Genomic DNA, 19,644 nt, shown 5'->3' with positions numbered 1-19,644 from the left:
GAGCCGGGAGGAGTGGGATTGTGCCAAAGGATATGAAACGCATGAATTATTTCAACGGGCTGCTGCTGAAGGAAGAGGATCTGACACTGGATCAGAATTATCATAAGCGTGTGCGGCAGCTGCATAACCGTCATTTCCATGATTGGGGAGTCGTGGATGGGCTTAAGGTCACCATGCGGGACGGAATAACCGTTGAGGTTGCTCCGGGCTTTGCTCTCAACCGTGTCACCGAACCGGAGCACAATGAGGAGATCAGCCAGGAAATTATGGTCAGCGACGCTCACCCGCGTCGGGTGATTAACCTCTCGGGGTACAGCACTTCGGATCAGATCTATATTTCCATCAGCTATGAGGAGCAGCTAACTGACACCGAAGTGCTCAAGGGAGGAGACAATCCCATCCATGTGCTGGAGCAGGCCAAAATAGAAGTAAGCTCCCGGAAGCCCGCAGATGTACACCAGAATATCCTGCTGGCCCGTGTGACTCTGAAGCATTCCCAGGACGGCACTTTAACGATCGGCGGGATCTATGAGACAGATGTGGACGGGTCTCAGCTAGTGACCAGGGCCGCTGGCGGGACGGTGCTTAAGGCAGATCAGATCATTATCGGCAAAGAGAAGAAGCCCGAAACGCCCTTCCTCAGCAACTCGAAGGACCTGGACGGCGAGGAGGGGAGCCGGCTTAATGTTCACGCTGTGCTGACAGAGTTCACTGGCGACATTAAGGCCGGGGCCATCAGCACTTATGGATCAGTGGATATAGACGGCGCATTATCTGTAACCTCGGGCAGCGCAGCAGTGTTCAAGGTGAATGAGTCCGGCGATCTGGAGGTCTCCGGCGCGTCAACCATGGAGGGGCCTTTCTCCGCGAAGCAAGGGATTGAAGTCAGCGGGGGGATGGCGATGCTGGATGTTCCCCAGGTTATCATCGGCGGAAGCAAGGTCACCTTGAATCAGAATGCGGCTGAAGATGACCGGATGGGGATCGAGATCCTGCGCAAGGATCATTCCAGCGCCAAGCTGCAATGGGATGAGAAGAATAAGAGCTGGATGATTGGAACCGAAGTGCAGGCGGGTGACGATGCCAGCGGATTGTTCAAGGTGGCTTATGGAGCAGACTGGGAGCAGCTGCACCACGGTGCGAATGCGGATAGTCTGCATAGCCATAGCCAGCTGATGGCTGCGGATGGCAAGCCGTCACTTCGCACGGACAACGAGGGGACGGTCCTGGTTGACCGGGGAATGAGCGTATCCGGGACACTGGTATCCCAGAAGGGCGGCCTGGAGGTCTTCCGGGGAGCTACGCTGCCCAATGCCAAGATAGCCTGGAATGAAGCTGCGAAATCCTGGCAGACTGGCACCGTGAACGGGGATATGACCAATATTCCTGACGGGAAGCAGTGGGAGGAGCTAACCGGCGGCAACCGGAATGCAGATGCTCTGCATACCCACAGGCAGTTCCATAATGAAGACAAGAGCCTGCTTGCGCTGGAGATCGGTGCGGACGGCAATGTGAATATCCCCCATGAGCTGATGGTCGGCGAGACTCTGACCGTGAATAAGCTGATCGTCCGGGAAGAAGAGGTGGTCATCCGGAAGGTTGAGCAGGAGGTGGCAGACAGCTTCCTTACGGTCAATAAGGCGGAAGACCACACAGCTCTGGACAACAAGGGAGGGCTGGATGTCTACCGGGGCAGCCAGCTTCCGGCAGCACGCATGGAGTGGAATGAAGCGGACCGCAAGTGGAGAATCGGGCTTGAAGGCAGCATGTCCGACATTCCCTACGGGAACAAATGGGACACGCTGACCAGCGGAGCTGTGGCGGATGCTTCCCACAAGCACAGCACACTGAGTACACCGTCCGGCGGAACGGTTCTGTCGGCAGACGCCCAGGGGCGGCTGTCCGCATCCGGGAATGTGGAGCTCGGCGGTACGCTGCTGGCCAAGGGCAGTACAACGCTGAAGTCCGACCTGAGTGTCGGAGGATCTGCCACGATCGAAGGCAATCTGACGGTCAAGGGCACCACTACCTTCGTCAAAAAGGAAGATCTGGTGGTGGTCAGCAACCGGATTGAGCTCAATAAATTCGAGGGGAACAGTTCCTCCCTGAAGCAGAGCAGCATTGAGGTCTACCGGGGCAAGCTGAACCCGAGCGCCAAGCTGCTCTGGGACGAAACGGATGGCAGATGGAAGCTGGGACTTGGCGATGAACTGTCCAATATTGCCTACGGAAGTAATTGGGACGCATTGACCGGAGGGGTCAGCTCGGATGCCGACGGCTTGCACCGGCACAACTCCCTCAGCGATAGCACAGGCAACACGGCTGTGCAGGTTACTGCAGACGGTGATTTTGAAATGATCAATGATGCTGAGGTACAGGGCTCCCTGACCGTCAATAACGGGGCGGAGGTCAGCGGAGGTCTGGCGGTTCAAGGACTGGTTAAGGTAGACGGCAACCTGATCGTCAAAGGCACCACGACCACGCTTAACCGTGAAGATCTGGTCGTTACCAATAACGTCATTGAGATCAATAAATTCGCAGGGGATACCCCGCCAGCCGCCGAGAGCGGCATCGAGGTGTACCGGGGAGAATCGCAGCCGCCTGCCCGGATGTTCTGGAACGAAAGCGAGCGGAAGTGGAAGGTGGGTATCGGAAATTCCCTGGAGAATGTCGCCAGCGGCAGCTCCTGGGACAAGCTGACACAGATGGCGAGTGCGGATGCTCTGCATCTTCATAGCCAGCTGTACAATCCGAAGAGTGACATCCTGGCTCTCAGCGCCAGCGCCGAAGGGAATGTGGATATTCACCATGACTTGACGGTGGGCAGCAATCTGACGGTAGCCGGAGAGCTGGAGATCCGGGGGACATCGGCAACAATTGCCACAGATGAGCTGGATATCGGCAGTCCCTGGATTACCCTGAACAAGGACGGTGGAACAGTCAAGTCGCTTGCAGGCGGCGGGCTTGAGATCTATCGCGGCCCGGATCAGAAGCCGGTCAAGCTCGCCTGGGATGAGGTCAAGGACCAGTGGCAGCTGGCAACACCTGCGGATAGTGCAGCGGTCGTAGTCGATTCATCCGGCAATATCCAGGCGTCCGGTGCAGTGAAGGCTGCGGGCGCTGCGATTACAGGACCCGTTACTGCCGCCAGCGCGGCAATTGCAGGAACAGTGACGGTCGGAGACGGCATTGAGGTGCTGCAAGGCACCGAGACCAATGCGCAGATCAAGTGGGCTAAGGACCGCTGGAAGCTGGGTACTGCCGGCAGAACGGTTCTCAGCCTGACGCGCAGCGGCAAGATGGGAGTGGGCACGGATAATCCTACCGAAGTCCTGGATGTGGCAGGCAAGGCGGTTTTCCGGACGGAGACAGAGGTCTCTGGCGCGGCATCCTTCTCAGGTAAGCTGACCGCTCATAGTGATGCTGTATTCGAAGGCGCAGCTTCTTTTAACAAAGGGATTAATGCAGCGGGTGCCGTGATTAGCAATCATGCGGTGATATCCGGGAATGTGACTGCCGGAGGGTTCGAAGCTCCGCGCGGACTGAATAAAGACGGAATTCTTCTGCCGAATGCCCGGATCTACTGGAATAATGAGCTGAATTCCTGGTTCTATGGCGATGGGGAGAAGTTCGCGGAGTTCGGTACCGGGAAGGGCGGCCAGCATCAGCTGTTCAATCCGCTAGGCAATGCGGTTACCTTATGTTCGGATGCAAAGGGGTATATCGGCATCGGAACCACAGCTCCGCTGGCCCTGCTGGATGTTAGAGGAACTGGCGGAGACAGCTTGTTCAGTGTTACCAAGAACGGAGAGGTCGGCATTGGAACCTTAAGCCCGGACCCTACCTCCAAGCTTGATGTTCAAGGCAACACAGTCATCCGTGGAGAGCTTAGTGCAGATAGCGTCTCCATTGCCAAGGATCTGACTGTGAACGGCAATCTGACGGTGAATGGGGACGTCGTGACGATCAATGCGGCTCAGCTTGAGGTTGAGGACAATATTATAAGAGTGAACAAGTATGATCCTAAGAGTGATCACATTGTCCAAAATGCCGGTCTGGAGGTATTCCGCGGCGGCGCCGCTCTTCCAGCCCAGCTGCTGTGGGATGAGACTGCCGATGAATGGCTGGCCGGAGTCTCAGATACCCTGAAGACCATAGAGTTCAAGGGACATATCCACCCCGAGTATGCTGCTCTGGCGGAGGCGATCACTGTTGACGAAGGCAATGTCGGGATTGGTACGGATGCCCGGGCCGCTAAGCTGGAGGTCAAAGGGAATGCCGTAGTCAGCGGATCATTGACGGTTACAGAGGCTTCATTAAGCGGCGGCTTGGCGGCAGCAAGTGCAACAATCAGCGGCTTGGCTGCACTTAAGGAGGTCACTGTCAACGGAGGTTTCACAGCTCAGGATGCCGCCATCACCGGCGATCTTACGGTCAGTAAGGGAATTGCAGTGGACAGAGGAACGGATCAGAAGGCACAGCTGCTCTGGGATGATGCCCAGAAGGTCTGGACGGCGGGTATTGAAGGAAGCATGAAGCAGCTATCCTACAGCGGTCATACACACCAGGAGCTGTCGGAGCTGACCGGGGTGCTGAAGATCGCCTCCGGGAATGTCGGCATCGGCACCGCCGCGCCAACAGCCAAGCTTGAGGTGAACGGCAATGCGGCGGTATCCGGCCGTATGACCGTTACAGACGCGGCAGTCAGCGGCAAATTAACGTCTGCGGATGCCGAATGTAGCGGAATGCTCCGCACGAAGGATGCTGAAGTTACGGGCAGCCTTACGCTCAGCCGGGGGATTGATGTGGGTAGGGGTACAGGTGCCAAGGCACAGATTGTATGGAACGAAGCGATGGCTGAATGGCAGCTGGGGCTTGCAGGAAGTCTGAAGCAGCTCTCGTACAGCGGTCATACGCATAAGGAGCTTACAGATCTGAACGCTGTGCTGAAGGTGGCTTCCGGCAACATCGGCATCGGCACCGCCGCGCCAGCCGCCAAGCTGGATGTGAACGGTAATGCGGCTGTATCCGGGAAATTAACCGTTACTGACGCTGTTGTGAACGGGTCCTTAACCGCGAAGAACACAGTGATCGATACATTACTACAGGCAGCGGATACCGAAATTACAGGAACGTTCACCGCGAGGGACGCCGCCTTCACAGGCACATTGTCAGCGAAGGAGCTGAAGCTCAGTGATACGCTGAGTGTGAAGGATGCCAAGATCAGCGGCAGCCTGACGGTTACCCGGGGGATCGAGCTGGACCGGGGCAAGGATAAGAAGGCACAGATTCTCTGGGATACTACGGCAAATGCCTGGCAGGCGGGCATTGAGGGAAGTATGCAGAAGCTGGTCTGCCAGGATTCCGTCTATGATGAACTGGTCCAGGTGGCGGGCGCATTAACGCTGGATTCCAGCAGTAATATCGGGATTGGCAAAGCGCCCGCAGATAACTACAAGCTGGATGTGAACGGCAACCTGCGGGCAACGAACTTCGCACAGACCTCCTCCCGGACCTACAAGGAGAACATTGCCAGCCTGCCGGTGAAGAAGGCACTGGAGCTGCTGAACAAGCTGAAGCCGGTGACCTTTAACTACAAGACGGAGAACGGCAAGCAGCAGAATATCGGCTTCATCGCCGAGGATGTGCCGCAGATTTTCTCTACCGCGGATCACAAGTCTGTAGTACTGATGGACATTATCGGCGTTCTGACCACAGTAGTTCAGAAGCAGCAGAAGGAAGCTCAAGACATGCGCAAGCAGGTAAATGAGCTCAAGGTTCAGGTCACAGCCTTGGCCGGCGCTTAATGGCAACAACTTCTCAGCACATAAGGTGAAAAAGCAGCTCCTGCAGCAAATATGCCGCAGGAGCTGCTTCGTTTGGCAGAATACCCTAGTCATTTCTTGCTGCATTCCCCATCGTTTCTGTAATGTCTGCTAATCGCACAGGCCAATTCCTGAATCTGCTCCTTCAGCTCCAGAGGCTCATGAATACGTATGGAAGTGCCGAAGCTGAGCAGATATTGGGGAAGGTATTTATTCATAGAGGGAGCATCCAGCAGGAACCTCGCCTCCCGGTCCGTCCGCTCCGTCAGGTAGTGCCGCAGATGCCAGTTGCCGCATAGCTTGTTCAGCGCATCCGGCTCTCCTTCGATACGGATCACGAGCAGAGGGACATTTTCTTCGGGCTCCGGCTCCAGCTGGCTGCGGAAATAATCAGATACCGAGAAGGGCTCCGGCTTAGGGAAGCTGGCTTCCGTTAACGCAAGCTTGACAATGCGGTCCACACGATAGGTCCGCATAGCCTCTGAACGGTGACAGAACCCAACCATATACCATTCCGAACGGTCGTATGCCAGACCATACGGATCGACTGTGCGCTCCTCGTTCTGTGCAGCATTCACTTTCCGGTAGGTGAGGCGGACCGTCTGGCCCGCCTTCACAGCCTGCTCCAGCTCCCGCAGCAATGGGACGACAGACGGGGGGCGGGACGGAGCGATCACATCGAGACTGCCTGTATGCAGCGACAGGTCTTGGCGCTGTTCATCGTGCAGTCCATTCTCTACCTTTTTGAGTGCGTTTTCCAGCTCCAGGGCGAAGGGATAGCCAGCGCTTTGCGCGAATTTATAGGCATCGAGCAGCGCTCTCAGCTCCAAAGAGCTGAAGAACAGGGGCGTCTCACTGAAGCTCTCCAGAATATGTACCCCGCCGTCATGTCCTGATTCGGCAACCACCGGCACCCCGCTGACACATAAGGCATCGATATACCGGTACACCGTGCGGACGCTGATCTCCAGCTGGTCTGCGATCTGAGCGGCAGTAAGCTTCTTGCCGGACCTCAGCATCCACAGCATTGCGAGCATATTATCCCATTTGGCCATCGGGTTATTCTCTCCTAAGTTCTCAATTCGTTAACGGTTGAGTCGCGTATTTCCCTTATATTTACCGCTAAATCGGTGCCGTCCCTACAAGGACAGCAAAGCCGTTTCTGCTTAGTCTACCATTTAGTATTCAGCTGTTCCATCTGTAATATGCTATTATAGGAAATATGGTATTTTCTGAGAAATGAAGGGAGTACGTTATGATTACATTCAAAAAGCTCATGCAGATCATCGGACTTAGTGTTCTTGTCACGAGCGTGACTCATTCTCCTGCCCCGGCTGTTGCTGCCTCCGCTACAACCCGGTCCGCCACAGCCGGGGCACCCGCGATTCAGGTCTATCTGAACAATGAGCAGATTACTTCATCCGCAGGGGGCGCTACGCTCATCAACAATACAGTCATGCTCTCGCTGGATAAGCTGTATGTGCGAGGGGCGGCCATTACATATGACGAGCATTCCAGAATGCTCACCATTCAGAATCCGCTCACGCAGGGCAGTATGAAGATCGGCAGCACTAACGCCTCTGTGAACGGGAAGCCGATCACCTATTCCGCTGCCTTCCAGCAGGTGAATATGCAGCTCTATATTCCTCTGCGCTTCGTGAATGATGCGATTGGCGGGTCACTGGAGTGGGATGCCGTCCACCGTGAAGCATACATCAGCTATCCTGAACTTGCCGGGTTGTCCAAATGATCCATCCAGAACTCCTTCAGATAGCCGATAAAAGTATGGGTTGCCTTGCTGATATAACGGTCTGCCCGGTAGATTAAGCTGAGCTTGCGGACGGGCGGCGAATCCAGGATGGGAATGGAGCACAGTCCGCTGTTCTTCATGGCGTCCATGAGACTTCCCGGCTGGACGGTGCCGCCGATTCCGGCCTGGACCAGCTGGATCAGCGAGGTGGCTGATCCGGTCTCCATGATCGGTTCCAGCGCGAAGCCGGCTTCCCGGCAGGTGTTCTCGACCAGCTCTCTGCCAATAAAATTCCGCGGGTACATTACAAGCTGGATGTGCTGAAGCTCAGATAGCTCGATATGATTCTTGGCAGCGTAAGGATGATCCCCGCGGACAATCAGATGATACGGCTCCCAGCCGAGATCAATTCTGGTTAACAGTTCATCGCGAGGCCCCTGGAGACAGATCCCGATGTCCAGCTTGTTATCCAGCACCTCTTGCTGAATGACCGTCGAGGCGAAGACCTGAAGCCGTATATTGGGATAATCCTCGTGGAACTTAACCAGCAGCGGTGTTAACTGGTAATCAAGGTCGGAAGGCAGCAGCCCGAGCCGGATGGTGCCGCGGTTGTCCAGACGCAGCTCATCCATGGCCGCCTTGGCACTTTGTTCATTCTGCACCATCTGGACTGCGTAGTCCTTCAGGAGTGCACCGGCCTCGGTAAGGGCAATTCTTTTGCCGATCCGGTCAAAGAGGGGGAGCCCCAGCTCACCTTCCAGCACCTTGATCTGCTGGCTTAACGTGGGCTGGCTGATTCCCAGCTTCTCGGCGGCCCGTGTGAAATGCAGTTCTTGACACACAGCCAGAAAATAATGTAAATGGCGGGTTTCCAAATGAATCACTCCGTTCATAGGAAGATCATAGTTACATACTATTATAATAATAGAAATAATAGTATTGAACAATAATAGATGCGCATTTATACTCGGGTTGTACAAGAATGACACAAATTATACTACTTGGAGTTGATATCGTTGCCTTTCCTGTTATTATTCATCGCCCTACTGGCTGCCTCATTAAATATGCGTCCCGTCATTACGTCGGTCTCACCGCTGCTCAGCAATATTCAGGGGGACCTGGCAATGAGCAGCCTCCAAGCGAGTCTGCTGACTACGCTGCCTGTTCTGTGTATGGGCCTGTTCGCCCCGGTTGCAGTGAGCATCAGCCGCCGCTTCGGGATGGAGCGTACAATCTTTGCATCGATGGTGCTCATCGGGGCGGCAACTGCCGCGCGGGGCGTTTTATCCTCGGCCTTTGGCCTCATTCTGACCGCGCTTGCAGCAGGTGTGGGAATCGGAATCGCCGGTCCGCTGCTGTCAGGCTTCATCAAGCGTTATTTTCCCGGACGCTCGGCGATGGTTAGTGTATATTCTGCCGCATTAGTGGTGGGAGCATCCCTGGCAGCAGGGCTGTCTGTCCCCTTGTTCACCTGGTTGGACGGTTCCTGGCAGCTGTCTCTGGCTGTATGGGCGGTACTCTCTCTGGCAGCTCTCCCGGCCTGGTGGAGAATTGCAGCGAGGCCGCTGCAGCCGGAGGCTAAGAGTGTGCACGCCAAGCTGCCTTTGAACAGCAAGCGGGCCTGGCTGCTGACTGTGTTCTTCGGCCTGATGGCCAGTGTCTTTTATTCCCTGACGGCCTGGCTGGCCCCGATAGCTATGTCTATGGGCTACAGCCGTCATGATGCGGGTAACCTGCTCACACTCTTCACCCTGATTCAGATTCCGGTAAGTATTCTGGTGCCAATCCTTACGGCCAGATTCCGGCGGCGCACCTTATGGCTGGTGCTGTGCAGTCTGTTCGAGCTAAGCGGACTGCTGCTGCTCCTCGGATCAGGCTCTCCAATCCTGAGCGCAGTCCTGCTCGGGATCGGTGCCGGAGGCTTGTTCCCGCTGGCGCTCATGCTGCCGCTGCTCATGACGCAGCGGGCGGAAGAGGCCAGCGCCTGGTCCTCACTGAGCCAGGGCGGCGGCTATATTCTCGGAGCCTTGGGTCCCCTCGCAGTGGGCCGCATCCTGGATGCCTCGGGCTCATTCCAGCTTGCCTTAACCGGCCTAGCTGTAGTCACTGTGCTCATGATCGCGGTGCAGCTGATGATAGGCAGAAGCTCCGGCGAAGGGCAACGCAATAAGGAACAGTTAAATTAACGGTGTGGATTTCCTGATCCATATGTGCTGGCACGGCAACCTGTATTTAGCTGCCGGTCTTTGTATAAGGCAGAACAACAACCGTTTCGTACTTTCCGGGCTTGACCGTCGTTCTCAGATGCCCGCCGTATTTGCCCGTAACCTGCTGAATAGTACTTAAGCCGATTCCGTGCAATTCCGGATGGTCCCGGCGGCATGGCGCTGCTGTGCTGGCGGGAGCGGCCATGGAGTTGCCGATATAGATAAAGAGGGCATTGTTGTTCGAATGGATATGAAGCTGAATAGACCTGTTCTCAGCCGGCCGGACTTGTCTCGCTGCATCTATGGCATTATCCAGAAGGTTGCCAAGTACTATGCACAGATCATAGCGTTCAATGTTAACAGGTGCACCGGTGAGCTGTACCTTATGCTGCATGACAATATTCAGGTCAGAAGCGAGGTTAAGCGCATGGCTGACCAAGGCATCCACCGCCAGGTTGCCGGTAGTGATAGTGTTACAGGAAGCCTCGATCTGGTGCAGAATCCCATTAATATGATTAGCGCCCTCTGCCGCATGGCCTGCTTCAATACAGGTGCGTATGTATACCAATTGCTTATTCATATCATGAATAATTCGCTTGATGTCCATGAAGGAATGTAAGGTATCCTGATAGCTGAGCTCCTGGGCTTCAAGCTGTCTATGCAGACGGCCATTCACCTCAGCCAGCCTCGCAGCCTCGTTCCTCCTCCTGAACCATAAGACCATCATTATCCTCTCCCTTGAATTTCTTCCAGTACATATCCGGCATAGACATCCTTGAAGGACTTCGACTGGGAGCGACCAATAGGATATTCTTCATTATTGGACATGACCACGGAGTTCGCGTTGAACCTGCGGACATGCTCCAAGTTCACAATAATGGAACGGTGAATCAGCAGGAACGGATTGCCCAGCTTGTCCGAATAGCTCTGCAAGGTGCCATTAATGAGGTATTCCGGGGAGACAGTGATGAGCTTCAGCTTGTTTTGTGCGAGGGATGCTTGATTTTGATAATGGCAATAATATCGGACCATCGCAGCACCACCTGATCGTCGTCCTCTACCTTAATGGTGAAGAAGCGGTTCGGGCTGGAATGAATATAGCTGCACAGCTTGAGTATTTTTTCTTGGAATAATTCATAAGGAACCGGCTTGAGCAGGTATTGGAAGGTCTGAACGTCAAAGCTGTCCATAATATATTCAGGGTAGCTGCTCAAAAAGATAATCTGCACATCGCGGTCAGGCAAAGACCGGATAGCCTGAGCGGTCTCAATTCCGCTGATTCCGGTCATTTCGACATCCAGAATCAACAGGTGATAGGTGTATTCTCCCTGCATGGCTTTGTAATCCTGCAGCAGCTGTTCGCCGGAAGAGAAGCAGTGGACATCAAATGAATAGTTAGTCGACAGTGACAGCAGCTTGAAATACTGCTTCACCTTGCTCAGAACGTTGGCATCATCATCGCACACGCCTATATGAAACAAGTCTATCTCTCCTTTTAATGTGGCCTCATTCCTCATAGATGGACAGTAAAATGAACCGTGGAATGCGATTGAATTCCTTATTATACCATTATCATACATAATATTCCATAAAGTGAAAGGATGCGTTATATTGAATTCGAGAGATGCAAGAGATCATTGATAGATTCATATGTGAAACAAATCACGTTATGCCGTGGCTATCCAGCAACAACAATCTTTTATTTCCCGTAAGGATGTGAGTGAATGGACGCAAGTACATTATTGTCCAAAGTCGATGTTATCCATGAGGATTTAGGTGAGGAATCACTGGTGATGGACCGTAATCATGAGATGTTCTTCTTGAATCAGACCGCCAAGTATTTGTGGGAGCACGGTAATGGATGAACGATATCCGAGGTTGCCGGTATGCTCCATGACCAGTGTCTGGAGAAGGACCAGATTGAGTTAAATGATATTATTGCGGACTGTATTGGCGCTTTTGAAGAGCTGGAGCAGAGAGGTTTTGTGAAAATAAGGAAATGAGGTGCTAGTGTGGAATTGTTATCCCCCCAAGAGCTTTAGATTAGGCGGTTGTTATCTGGAAATCACCTGAGCTGCAACCTGCGCTGCCTGCATTGCTATAACGAATCCGGCGTTCTGCAGGGACAGATTGATATGCCTACCTTCATGAGCATCATTAATGATCTGCCGGATCATCCTGATACAAGCATTACCATCTCCGGGGGAGAGCCGACATCGCATCCTGAATTCTGGGATTTCATGGAGGCGCTGCAGAAGAAGCAGTTCGGCATGGTGCTGGTAATTGCATATCCGGTATTTCGATACAGTATGGAAGCTGGCTGCGTCCGTAGCTCTATGCCTGCACTGGTTCAATCCGCTGGTCTGGCTGATGGTCTTCTATCTGAACCGGGAGCTGGAGATGGTCTGTGATGCCAGAGTCATCCGTAAGCTGGGTGCAGAGCACAAGGCGGATTATGCGTTATGTCTCTTGGAGGTGGCGGAGCAACAGAGGGGGTTCACACCCCTGTATACAGGCTTCAGTAAAAATGCGACAAAGGAAAGGATCGTGTCGATCATGAAATTGCAAAAATTGACGGTGTTGACGGCGGCCATTTCACTCATTCTGATCGCAGGAGCGGTGTCCGCGTTCGCGGAGCAGTCCAGCGATGCGGTAAGCAGTGGCAATACAGTGAATTCTGCGGAAATGAATGCACAGGAGAGCGACGACAACAGCGGGCTTGATTCTGCCGCAGCGGCAGCTTCCTCGGAGGATGGAGCGGCAGTAACCGATTTTCACTATGATGCGCTGAAGGATTACATGACCTATGGACTGACGTATGACAAGGCCCAGGATCGCTTCCTGTACAACGGCAAGCATATCCGCCTGTTCATGGACCCTGACCTTCAGCATGAAGGCAAGTTCAACAAATTCTACTATGACGGGAACGGCTCAGCTGATTTCCGGGTCATCAGAGACAAGGACAACGCTGTTAAGGAGATTAAGCTGCTGGAAGACAGTGAGCTTCAGGCTTTGGCCAAGGCGTATGGCTTTGAACTGGGCAAGGAGGGCCTGAAATTCAGCAACGCCAACTAAGCTTTCGTTAGGATGGCACCTGCAAGTGAGCGCGCTTCCTTAAGCTTCATCTGGGAGTGCGCTTTTGCTATAATAAGAGCGGATTACAGAAGAACAAGTGAAGGGGAGAGGAAAGGCATGACCACGAATGAACCCTCCGAGCAACTGGTGGAAATGCTGGGCCAGCCATATGATCCCAAGCGTATCCAGGCCCTGCTGAAACCTTACGGTGTCCGGAGACTGCCCACGCCAAAAAGCTATTTCAACGACGAAATCGTCTGGACAGCGAAATCATCACTACGCATTGATCTGTACCGCGGACCCAAGCTGGAGAATCTGACCGGACTCCGGCATCCAGACCCGCAAGAATGGATTATCGGTGCTGTTCAATTCCTCGCACCCGGAGCGGATGACCGGGTCAAGACTCCTTATCCCGGGCTGCTTCCCGGGAGCCTTGCAATGAGCTCCTCTCCGGTACAGGCGATGGCGGCATACGGCCAGCCCGCGATGGATGAGGAATGTGAGTGGCCCGGCTTCTCCGGCCGGATTCTCGCTTGGCGGGGGCAGGGCATCAATATCGTCTTAGAGTATGAGGACAGCCTGAGCGGGCGGGTGCTGAGAAGCTGCACAGCCTGCCTGATCGGCTGCATCGGTGCTTGGACGAGCGACAACCCGGAGGTTTTTGCACCTTGAGCATTGCCAATCAACAAGGAAACTAAGCTTGGATAAAAGGCACTTATTCCCGCCGAATCATACTCCTTTCAAGCAATATTTAGAAAAAAGTCACTTCTTTCAGCCGATTCTATGAAATCGGCTGGATTTGCACAAATGAAGAAGTGTTGTTTATCCAACTGCTACCCGCAACTCCCCCGTTAGCGCTCGAATTAATTGTACTTTTGAGACAATTTCATAATTCAAAACCCTTGCTATACCTGGTTTTTTTGAGCATAGAAAAAGGAGTACCTCCCCAAATTCTCGAAGTTATAGGTGACGAAACCAACACCCGAGAAGAAAAGAGGTAATCCCTATCTATTCTATTCGACAAGAAGAACTGTTTTCCTTTGAGGAATTGCTCCAGATGGCTCCGGAAGATAAATATAGCCAAATCTTTGAACACTTACATTTAGCTCCAGTTCTGTTCGCACTGCGGAAAAAGAGCCACCGTGGACGGCCTGAAAAACTAAACGTACCTGCCATGATCTACTCGCTGCTGATTGCCAAAATGGAGAACATCGAGTTTGTCTCTGCCTTGGTCCGGCGATTGAATCATAGCCACGAATTTCGAGTCCAGTGCCGGTTTACGGGCTCGGACAATATTCCCAGTCAGGCCTCCTATTCTCGTTTGATTCATGCCCTAGCGCAAACGGGAATGCTGGAACAACTTCAGGATCGCCTAGTCACCTCTGCCCTAGAAGAAGGTTTTGTGAGCGGCACCCATCTGGCTGTGGATTCCTCGATGGTTGAGGCATGGGATTGCCAATTTAGCGAATCAGCCTCCAAGCGTCGTGCGGCTCGCCGGGAGCAAAAGAAAGGCGAAGCTCCGGGGGCCGAACAACTTCAGCTCGAACATCAAGAGCCTGAGCCGAAGGCGGTGAACGCGCCGCTGAAGAAACCCAGGTACAGCAAGCCAGGTCGTCCATCCCAGGCCGAAAAGGAACGTCGGCGCGAGGAAATGGAAGCCTATGAACAAAGTCTCGGACCGTTCCAGAAAACCATTGAAGCGATGTTGCCGTACACGTACGATGAACTGCTGACCGAGTTGCCCCGGCATGCTGCGCGTTGTGATAAGAAAAATACGAAGGGCCGAATGACCAGCTATTACGGGTTCAAGGCGAATCTGCTAGTCGACACGGACAGCCAGTATATCCTCAGTGGGCTCTTTAGTTCGGCCAATCCGAATGACCAGCGTATGGCGGTCGTCCTTCTCAAAGGCCTGCTCCTAAAGTTTCCGATGCTAAAGGTCAAGCATATCTTGGGCGACAAAGGCTACGACTGCGCGGCAATCTACCAGTTGATTCATACGCTCGGCGCCTATCCTGCGATTTCCCTGATTCACCATAAAGACCCGCCTGCAGGAATGAATCTGGATTACACGCCGGTGTGCGCTCAAGGACATACGTACCGTTACGACAGTTTTGATGCCAAGTATGAGACCCTGAAGTACACCCGGCCTAGCGAATGCAAAGGCTGTGAGCTTTCCGGTTCCGATTGCCAAAAAGTGTTTAAAATTCGCATGCAAACGGATTTGCGGTTGCACACTTATCCCGCCAGAGGTAGCGAAAGTTTTACCACCCTGTACAACAAGCGGACGGCCGTGGAGCGTGTGTTTGCCTATCTCAAAGAGTATTTCGGGATGAAACGCACACGTCACCGGGGTGTCCGGGCAAGTGTCGATTTCCAGCTCAGTACGCTCGCGTACAATTTGAGTAAGTTTGCATTAGACAAATTGAATCAGCAGTTGAGAGACTCCCAGCAAGTGGCCTGATTTTTTTAAAAAATATGACCTTAGATTTTGGACCAATCTTGCTTTTCAGTAAACTGAATTATGAAATTGACTCCTTTTTCCACTAGATTCCCTTCGCGCGTGATGAACTGCACATTCTCTCCCTCCTGCATTTCATACCACTGGGCATACTTGCTAATTTGTATTTACAAATTATGGAATACATGCTATCTTTGCTATGAAAGCGCAACCATGATCTGATAGGTTAACCAAGGTTTTACCATTTTGTTCATGGGGAGGAAAGAGGAAAATGAAGAAATGGCTCAAAAGAACAGGAACAATGCTGCTGGCGTGTACGCTGCTTCTTGGAGGACTTACTGCGCCGCCTGTCGCCCGCGCTAACCCCGCACTGATTACCATCGAAAGCGAGGATGCCCAGCTCACCCCGGACTTGCAAGTGACGACCCAGATTTACGGAACGCCGAAGCCCGGCTATTCGGGAAGCGGTTTTGTCTGGATGCAGAACTCCGGTACGCTAACCTACACTGTAACTGTCCCGGCAACCGGCATGTATACGATCTCGACCCGTTATATGCAGGAGCTGAGCCCGGATGGCAGACAGCAGGCGCTAATCGTTAACGGTGCTGCGAAGGGTTCGTATATGCTGCCCTACACCACTACATGGAAGGATTTCAACTTCGGCTATCACAAGCTGACTCAAGGCAGCAATACCATTCAGGTAAAAGCAGGCTGGGGCTTCGCTTATTTCGACACCTTCACGGTGGATCATGCGAACCTGGACCCCCTGATTGTACAGCCCGTTCTCTCTGACGCTCAGGCTACGCCCGAAACCCAGCTCCTGATGAATTATTTGACGGAGGTGTACGGTAAGCATATGCTCTCGGGCCAGCAGGAGATTTACGGTGGAGGGAATGACGGCAACTCCGAGCTGGAATTCGACTGGATTCACAATCTGACCGGGAAATATCCGGCAGTCCGCGGGTTTGACCTCATGAATTACAATCCGCTGTATGGCTGGGAGGACGGCACTACGGCCCGCATGATCGACTGGGTGAATAATAAGGGCGGGATTGCGACTAATAGCTGGCACCTTACCGTTCCCCGTGACTTCACCGCCTATCAGCTAGGGGAATTTGTGGATTGGAAGCAGGCGACCTATAAACCAACCGAGACCAATTTCAATACCGCTAATGCTGTGATTCCAGGGACCAAAGAGTACCAGTATCTGCAGCTCGCTATCCAGGATCTGGCGGAACAATTACAGATTCTGCAGGACAACAATGTGCCCGTGATCTTCCGTCCTTACCATGAGGCAGAAGGCAACGGCGGGCTGAATGGAGAAGGGGCGTGGTTCTGGTGGGCTTCAGCAGGGGCAGAGGTGTACAAGCAGCTCTGGGACCAGCTCTATACAGAGCTTACAGAGACCTACGGCCTGCATAACCTGATCTGGACCTATAACAGCTATGTGTACAGCACTTCTCCGGCCTGGTATCCAGGGGATGATCAGGTGGATATTGTCGGCTACGATAAATACAACACCATCTACAACCGTTATGACGGCTTGTCCGGCGTGCCGAATGAGGACGCGATTAGCTCGACCTTTTATCAGCTGGTGGATCTGACTGGCGGTAAGAAGATGGTAGCCATGACCGAGAACGACACCGTTCCCAGTGTGCAGAATCTGACCGATGAAAAAGCGGGCTGGCTCTACTCTCTGCCATGGTACGGAGAGCATCTGATGAGCACGGCGTTCAATTATCCGGCTACACTGACCACTCTGTATCAGAGTGATTATGTCATTACGCTGGACGAGCTGCCTGATCTGAAGGGGAATAACCCTCATCCGGGCGCAACCATTACACCATCCATGGTCGAATTCGACAAAGCTCCGGCGCATCAGACCGATCAGACCGTGACTATGAATCTGAACGGCAACACGTTAACGGCCCTTCGTTCGGGTACCAACGTGTTGACCGAGAACCAGGACTATACCATAAACGGGAACACACTGCTGCTCACTAAGGCGTTCTTGGCAACTTTGCCGGTTGGTGAGCATTCGATCATCCTGGATTTCAATCAGGGCCAAGACCCCGTGTTAAAAGTAAAAGTCACCGATACAACGCCAGGCGCTGCCATCTCACCAGACCATGCGGTATTTGACCGGGCGGCGAATCTTGCGCAGGATATTTCCGTAGCGCTTACCTTACAGGGGCATCAGCTGACAAGCCTGAAGAGCGGAAGCTACACACTTGTATCCGGCCAGGATTTTACGGCAACAGACACTGCAGTGGTCTTGAGAAAAGCATACCTCTCCACACTGCCGCTGGGACAGAATACGATTACCTTTCATTTCAGCGGCGGATCTGAGGTTGTACTTAATGTGAATGTAGAGGATAGCAGTGTTCCGCTGCCTTCAGGTGACTTGACCATTCAATCCTACAATGGCAGCACCGGTGCTTCGACCAATGGAATCGCACCTAAATTCAAAGTGATCAACACCGGGAATGCACCTGTCCAGCTCAGCGATGTGAAGCTCCGGTATTACTACACGATTGACGGCGAGCAGCAGCAGAGCTTCTGGACCGACTGGGCCAGCATCGGAAATGCGAATGTCACCGGGACCTTCGTGAAGCTGGACACCCCGGCGGCCGGTGCCGATTATGCGCTGGAGATTGGCTTCACCAGTGCTGCGGGCACCCTGAACCCCGGCCAGAGCGCCGAGATCCAGACCCGATTCGCTAAGGTCAACTGGTCCAATTACAATCAGGCCAACGACTATTCCTTTAATGCCGCCGGCACCCAGTTCGCGGATCATGAGCAGGTTACCGGATATGTGAACGGGCAGCTGGTGTGGGGGATTGAGCCTTAGGCACTCTGTTTTATAATGGATACATTTTGATGTTCGGAATTTCTATAGCGATGCTTCTGTCTTGCCTGATAATAAGAATGCAATCCAAGCAATTTCGCCGTTCATAAATAAGCTTGTAACCGTTTTCGTGTGACGCAATTACTATAAGAACGGAGGTTCAAATATGTTAGCCAAAATCAAAAAGTACGGAGCCTACAGCGTAGCACTAGTACTACTAGCATCCACCTTGCTCGGCAGCACGGGTTCCCGTGCCTCTGCGGCAGAGGCGTCAGCTGCGCTGACCTCGGACTTCAGATCACTTCAGGCTTCACAGATCGTCAGCGAGATGGGGGCCGGATGGAATCTGGGCAACTCGCTCGAAGCTTCGGTGAACGGAATACCCAGTGAGACGGCCTGGAATAACCCAACCATTACGCCGCAGCTGATCCAAAAGGTCAAAGCAGCAGGCTTCAAAACGATCCGCATCCCAGTCTCTTATCTGAATTATATCGGCAGCGCTCCTAATTATACAATTAACTCGGCATGGCTGGACCGTGTGAAAGCAGTCGTGGATTACGCCTACAATGAAGGCCTGTATGTCGTCATTAATATTCACGGGGACGGCTTCAATTCCGTTCAGGGCAGCTGGCTCCTCGTGAACAGCGGCAACCAGACGGCCATTAAGCAGAAGTACCAGAAGGTATGGCAGCAGATCGCGAATAAGTTCGCGAATTATGGCGAGCGGCTGATTTTGGAGTCGATGAACGAGGTGTTTGACGGCAGCTACAGCAATCCGAATCCGGCGTATTACGCTAACCTGAATGCCTACAATCAGATCTTCGTAGATACGGTCAGACAGACAGATGGCAACAATAGCGCCAGATGGCTGCTGATTCCGGGTTGGAATACGAATATCGACTATACAGCCGGCAATTACGGGTTCGTACTTCCAACTGACAATTACAGATCATCTGCCATACCCAGCGCGGAAAAAAGAATCATGATCTCCGCCCACTACTACTCCCCTTGGGATTTTGCCGGCGAGGAATCGGGGAATATTACGCAGTGGGGTGCGTCAGCGACGAACCCTGCCATGAAATCTACCTGGGGACAGGAGGACTATCTGAACTCGCAGCTCCAATCTATGTACAATAAATTCACAACCCAAGGCTATCCGGTGGTGATCGGAGAATTCGGTTCGATTGACAAAACGTCCTATGACTCAAGCAATAACAACTACCGCGCCGCCTATGCCAAAGCCGTAACCGCAACCGCCAAGAAGTACAAGGCCGTACCTGTCTATTGGGACAATGGCTATACCGGCCAGCATGGCTTCGCCCTGTTCAACCGCTACAACAACACCGTCACCCAGCAAGGCATTATCAATGCCATTATGCAGGGGATGCAATAAGCAATTTAGCGTGAAGCGGCGGATCACAATCTGTCTGTAAAATGAAGCAAGCTCCTGTGGTGTTCACGGGAGCTTGCTTGTGCTT

The 19,644-nt window shown here is 53.1% G+C and carries 15 protein-coding genes; 10 read left to right on the top strand and 5 right to left on the bottom strand.

Going from position 1 to position 19,644, the window contains the following annotated elements; translation table 11 throughout:
• Positions 1-20 precede the first annotated feature (20 nt).
• On the top strand, positions 21-5,807 hold the full coding sequence (locus MKX63_RS31810) for a tail fiber domain-containing protein (RefSeq protein ID WP_341022889.1): 5,787 nt from the start codon (positions 21-23) through the stop codon (positions 5,805-5,807).
• A gap of 89 nt (positions 5,808-5,896) precedes the next feature.
• On the opposite strand, the gene MKX63_RS31805 is transcribed toward MKX63_RS31810, so the two are convergent.
• Complete coding sequence (locus MKX63_RS31805) at positions 5,897-6,880, bottom strand: helix-turn-helix transcriptional regulator (protein WP_341022886.1); 984 nt, start codon at positions 6,878-6,880, stop codon at positions 5,897-5,899.
• Positions 6,881-7,080: 200 nt separating this feature from the next.
• Between MKX63_RS31805 and MKX63_RS31800 the strand changes: the two genes are divergently transcribed.
• Positions 7,081-7,575 carry a copper amine oxidase N-terminal domain-containing protein gene (locus tag MKX63_RS31800; protein WP_341022884.1) on the top strand — a complete coding sequence of 165 codons (495 nt, stop codon included), beginning with the start codon at positions 7,081-7,083 and terminating at the stop codon, positions 7,573-7,575.
• Here the strand turns inward: MKX63_RS31800 and MKX63_RS31795 are convergent.
• Positions 7,545-8,468 carry a LysR family transcriptional regulator gene (locus MKX63_RS31795; protein WP_341022882.1) on the bottom strand — a complete coding sequence of 308 codons (924 nt, stop codon included), beginning with the start codon at positions 8,466-8,468 and terminating at the stop codon, positions 7,545-7,547. The genes MKX63_RS31800 and MKX63_RS31795 overlap by 31 nt on opposite strands.
• Positions 8,469-8,576: 108 nt before the next feature.
• On the opposite strand from MKX63_RS31795, the gene MKX63_RS31790 reads away from it, so the two are divergent.
• Positions 8,577-9,761, top strand: a complete 1,185-nt coding sequence (locus MKX63_RS31790; protein WP_341022880.1) for an MFS transporter — start codon at positions 8,577-8,579, stop codon at positions 9,759-9,761.
• A 46-nt stretch (positions 9,762-9,807) separates the two neighbouring features.
• Here MKX63_RS31790 and MKX63_RS31785 read toward each other — a convergent pair whose 3' ends face one another.
• From MKX63_RS31785 to MKX63_RS31775, 3 genes are read right to left on the bottom strand one after another with little or no spacing between them, the layout of a single operon-like run.
• A complete protein-coding gene (locus tag MKX63_RS31785; RefSeq protein ID WP_341022877.1) occupies positions 9,808-10,509 on the bottom strand; it encodes a sensor histidine kinase in 702 nt (233 codons plus the stop codon).
• The gene (locus MKX63_RS31780) at positions 10,509-10,715 is read right to left on the bottom strand and encodes a LytTR family DNA-binding domain-containing protein (RefSeq protein ID WP_341022874.1); all 207 of its coding nucleotides are present in this window, start codon (positions 10,713-10,715) and stop codon (positions 10,509-10,511) included. The genes MKX63_RS31785 and MKX63_RS31780 overlap by 1 nt, the downstream gene beginning before the upstream one ends.
• A gap of 41 nt (positions 10,716-10,756) precedes the next feature.
• Complete coding sequence (locus tag MKX63_RS31775; RefSeq protein ID WP_341022872.1) at positions 10,757-11,263, bottom strand: LytR/AlgR family response regulator transcription factor; 507 nt, start codon at positions 11,261-11,263, stop codon at positions 10,757-10,759.
• A gap of 243 nt (positions 11,264-11,506) precedes the next feature.
• Between MKX63_RS31775 and MKX63_RS31770 the strand changes: the two genes are divergently transcribed.
• The 7 genes from MKX63_RS31770 to MKX63_RS31740 all read left to right on the top strand — a co-directional run bounded on the left by MKX63_RS31770 (position 11,507) and on the right by MKX63_RS31740 (position 19,559).
• On the top strand, positions 11,507-11,647 hold the full coding sequence (locus MKX63_RS31770) for a hypothetical protein (protein WP_341022870.1): 141 nt from the start codon (positions 11,507-11,509) through the stop codon (positions 11,645-11,647).
• 186 nt (positions 11,648-11,833) lie between these two features.
• On the top strand, positions 11,834-12,193 hold the full coding sequence (locus MKX63_RS31765; protein WP_341022868.1) for a radical SAM protein: 360 nt from the start codon (positions 11,834-11,836) through the stop codon (positions 12,191-12,193).
• Positions 12,099-12,857: a M56 family metallopeptidase gene (locus tag MKX63_RS31760; RefSeq protein WP_341023386.1), complete on the top strand. Its 759-nt coding sequence runs from the start codon at positions 12,099-12,101 to the stop codon at positions 12,855-12,857. Before MKX63_RS31765 ends, MKX63_RS31760 begins: the two co-directional genes overlap by 95 nt.
• Before the next feature lie 117 nt (positions 12,858-12,974).
• Complete coding sequence (locus tag MKX63_RS31755) at positions 12,975-13,529, top strand: hypothetical protein (protein WP_341022866.1); 555 nt, start codon at positions 12,975-12,977, stop codon at positions 13,527-13,529.
• A gap of 385 nt (positions 13,530-13,914) precedes the next feature.
• Complete coding sequence (locus tag MKX63_RS31750; RefSeq protein ID WP_341014692.1) at positions 13,915-15,321, top strand: transposase; 1,407 nt, start codon at positions 13,915-13,917, stop codon at positions 15,319-15,321.
• 268 nt (positions 15,322-15,589) lie between these two features.
• On the top strand, positions 15,590-18,169 hold the full coding sequence (locus MKX63_RS31745) for a glycosyl hydrolase (protein WP_341022864.1): 2,580 nt from the start codon (positions 15,590-15,592) through the stop codon (positions 18,167-18,169).
• A gap of 163 nt (positions 18,170-18,332) precedes the next feature.
• The gene (locus tag MKX63_RS31740; RefSeq protein ID WP_341022862.1) at positions 18,333-19,559 is read left to right on the top strand and encodes a glycoside hydrolase family 5 protein; all 1,227 of its coding nucleotides are present in this window, start codon (positions 18,333-18,335) and stop codon (positions 19,557-19,559) included.
• Positions 19,560-19,644: the final 85 nt, after the last annotated feature.

The sequence above is a fragment of the Paenibacillus sp. FSL R7-0179 genome, assembly GCF_038002265.1.
GTDB lineage: Bacteria > Bacillota > Bacilli > Paenibacillales > Paenibacillaceae > Paenibacillus_AQ.
The sequence above is the reverse complement of the archived record's forward strand: the minus strand, read 5'-3'. Positions and strand labels throughout refer to the sequence as shown.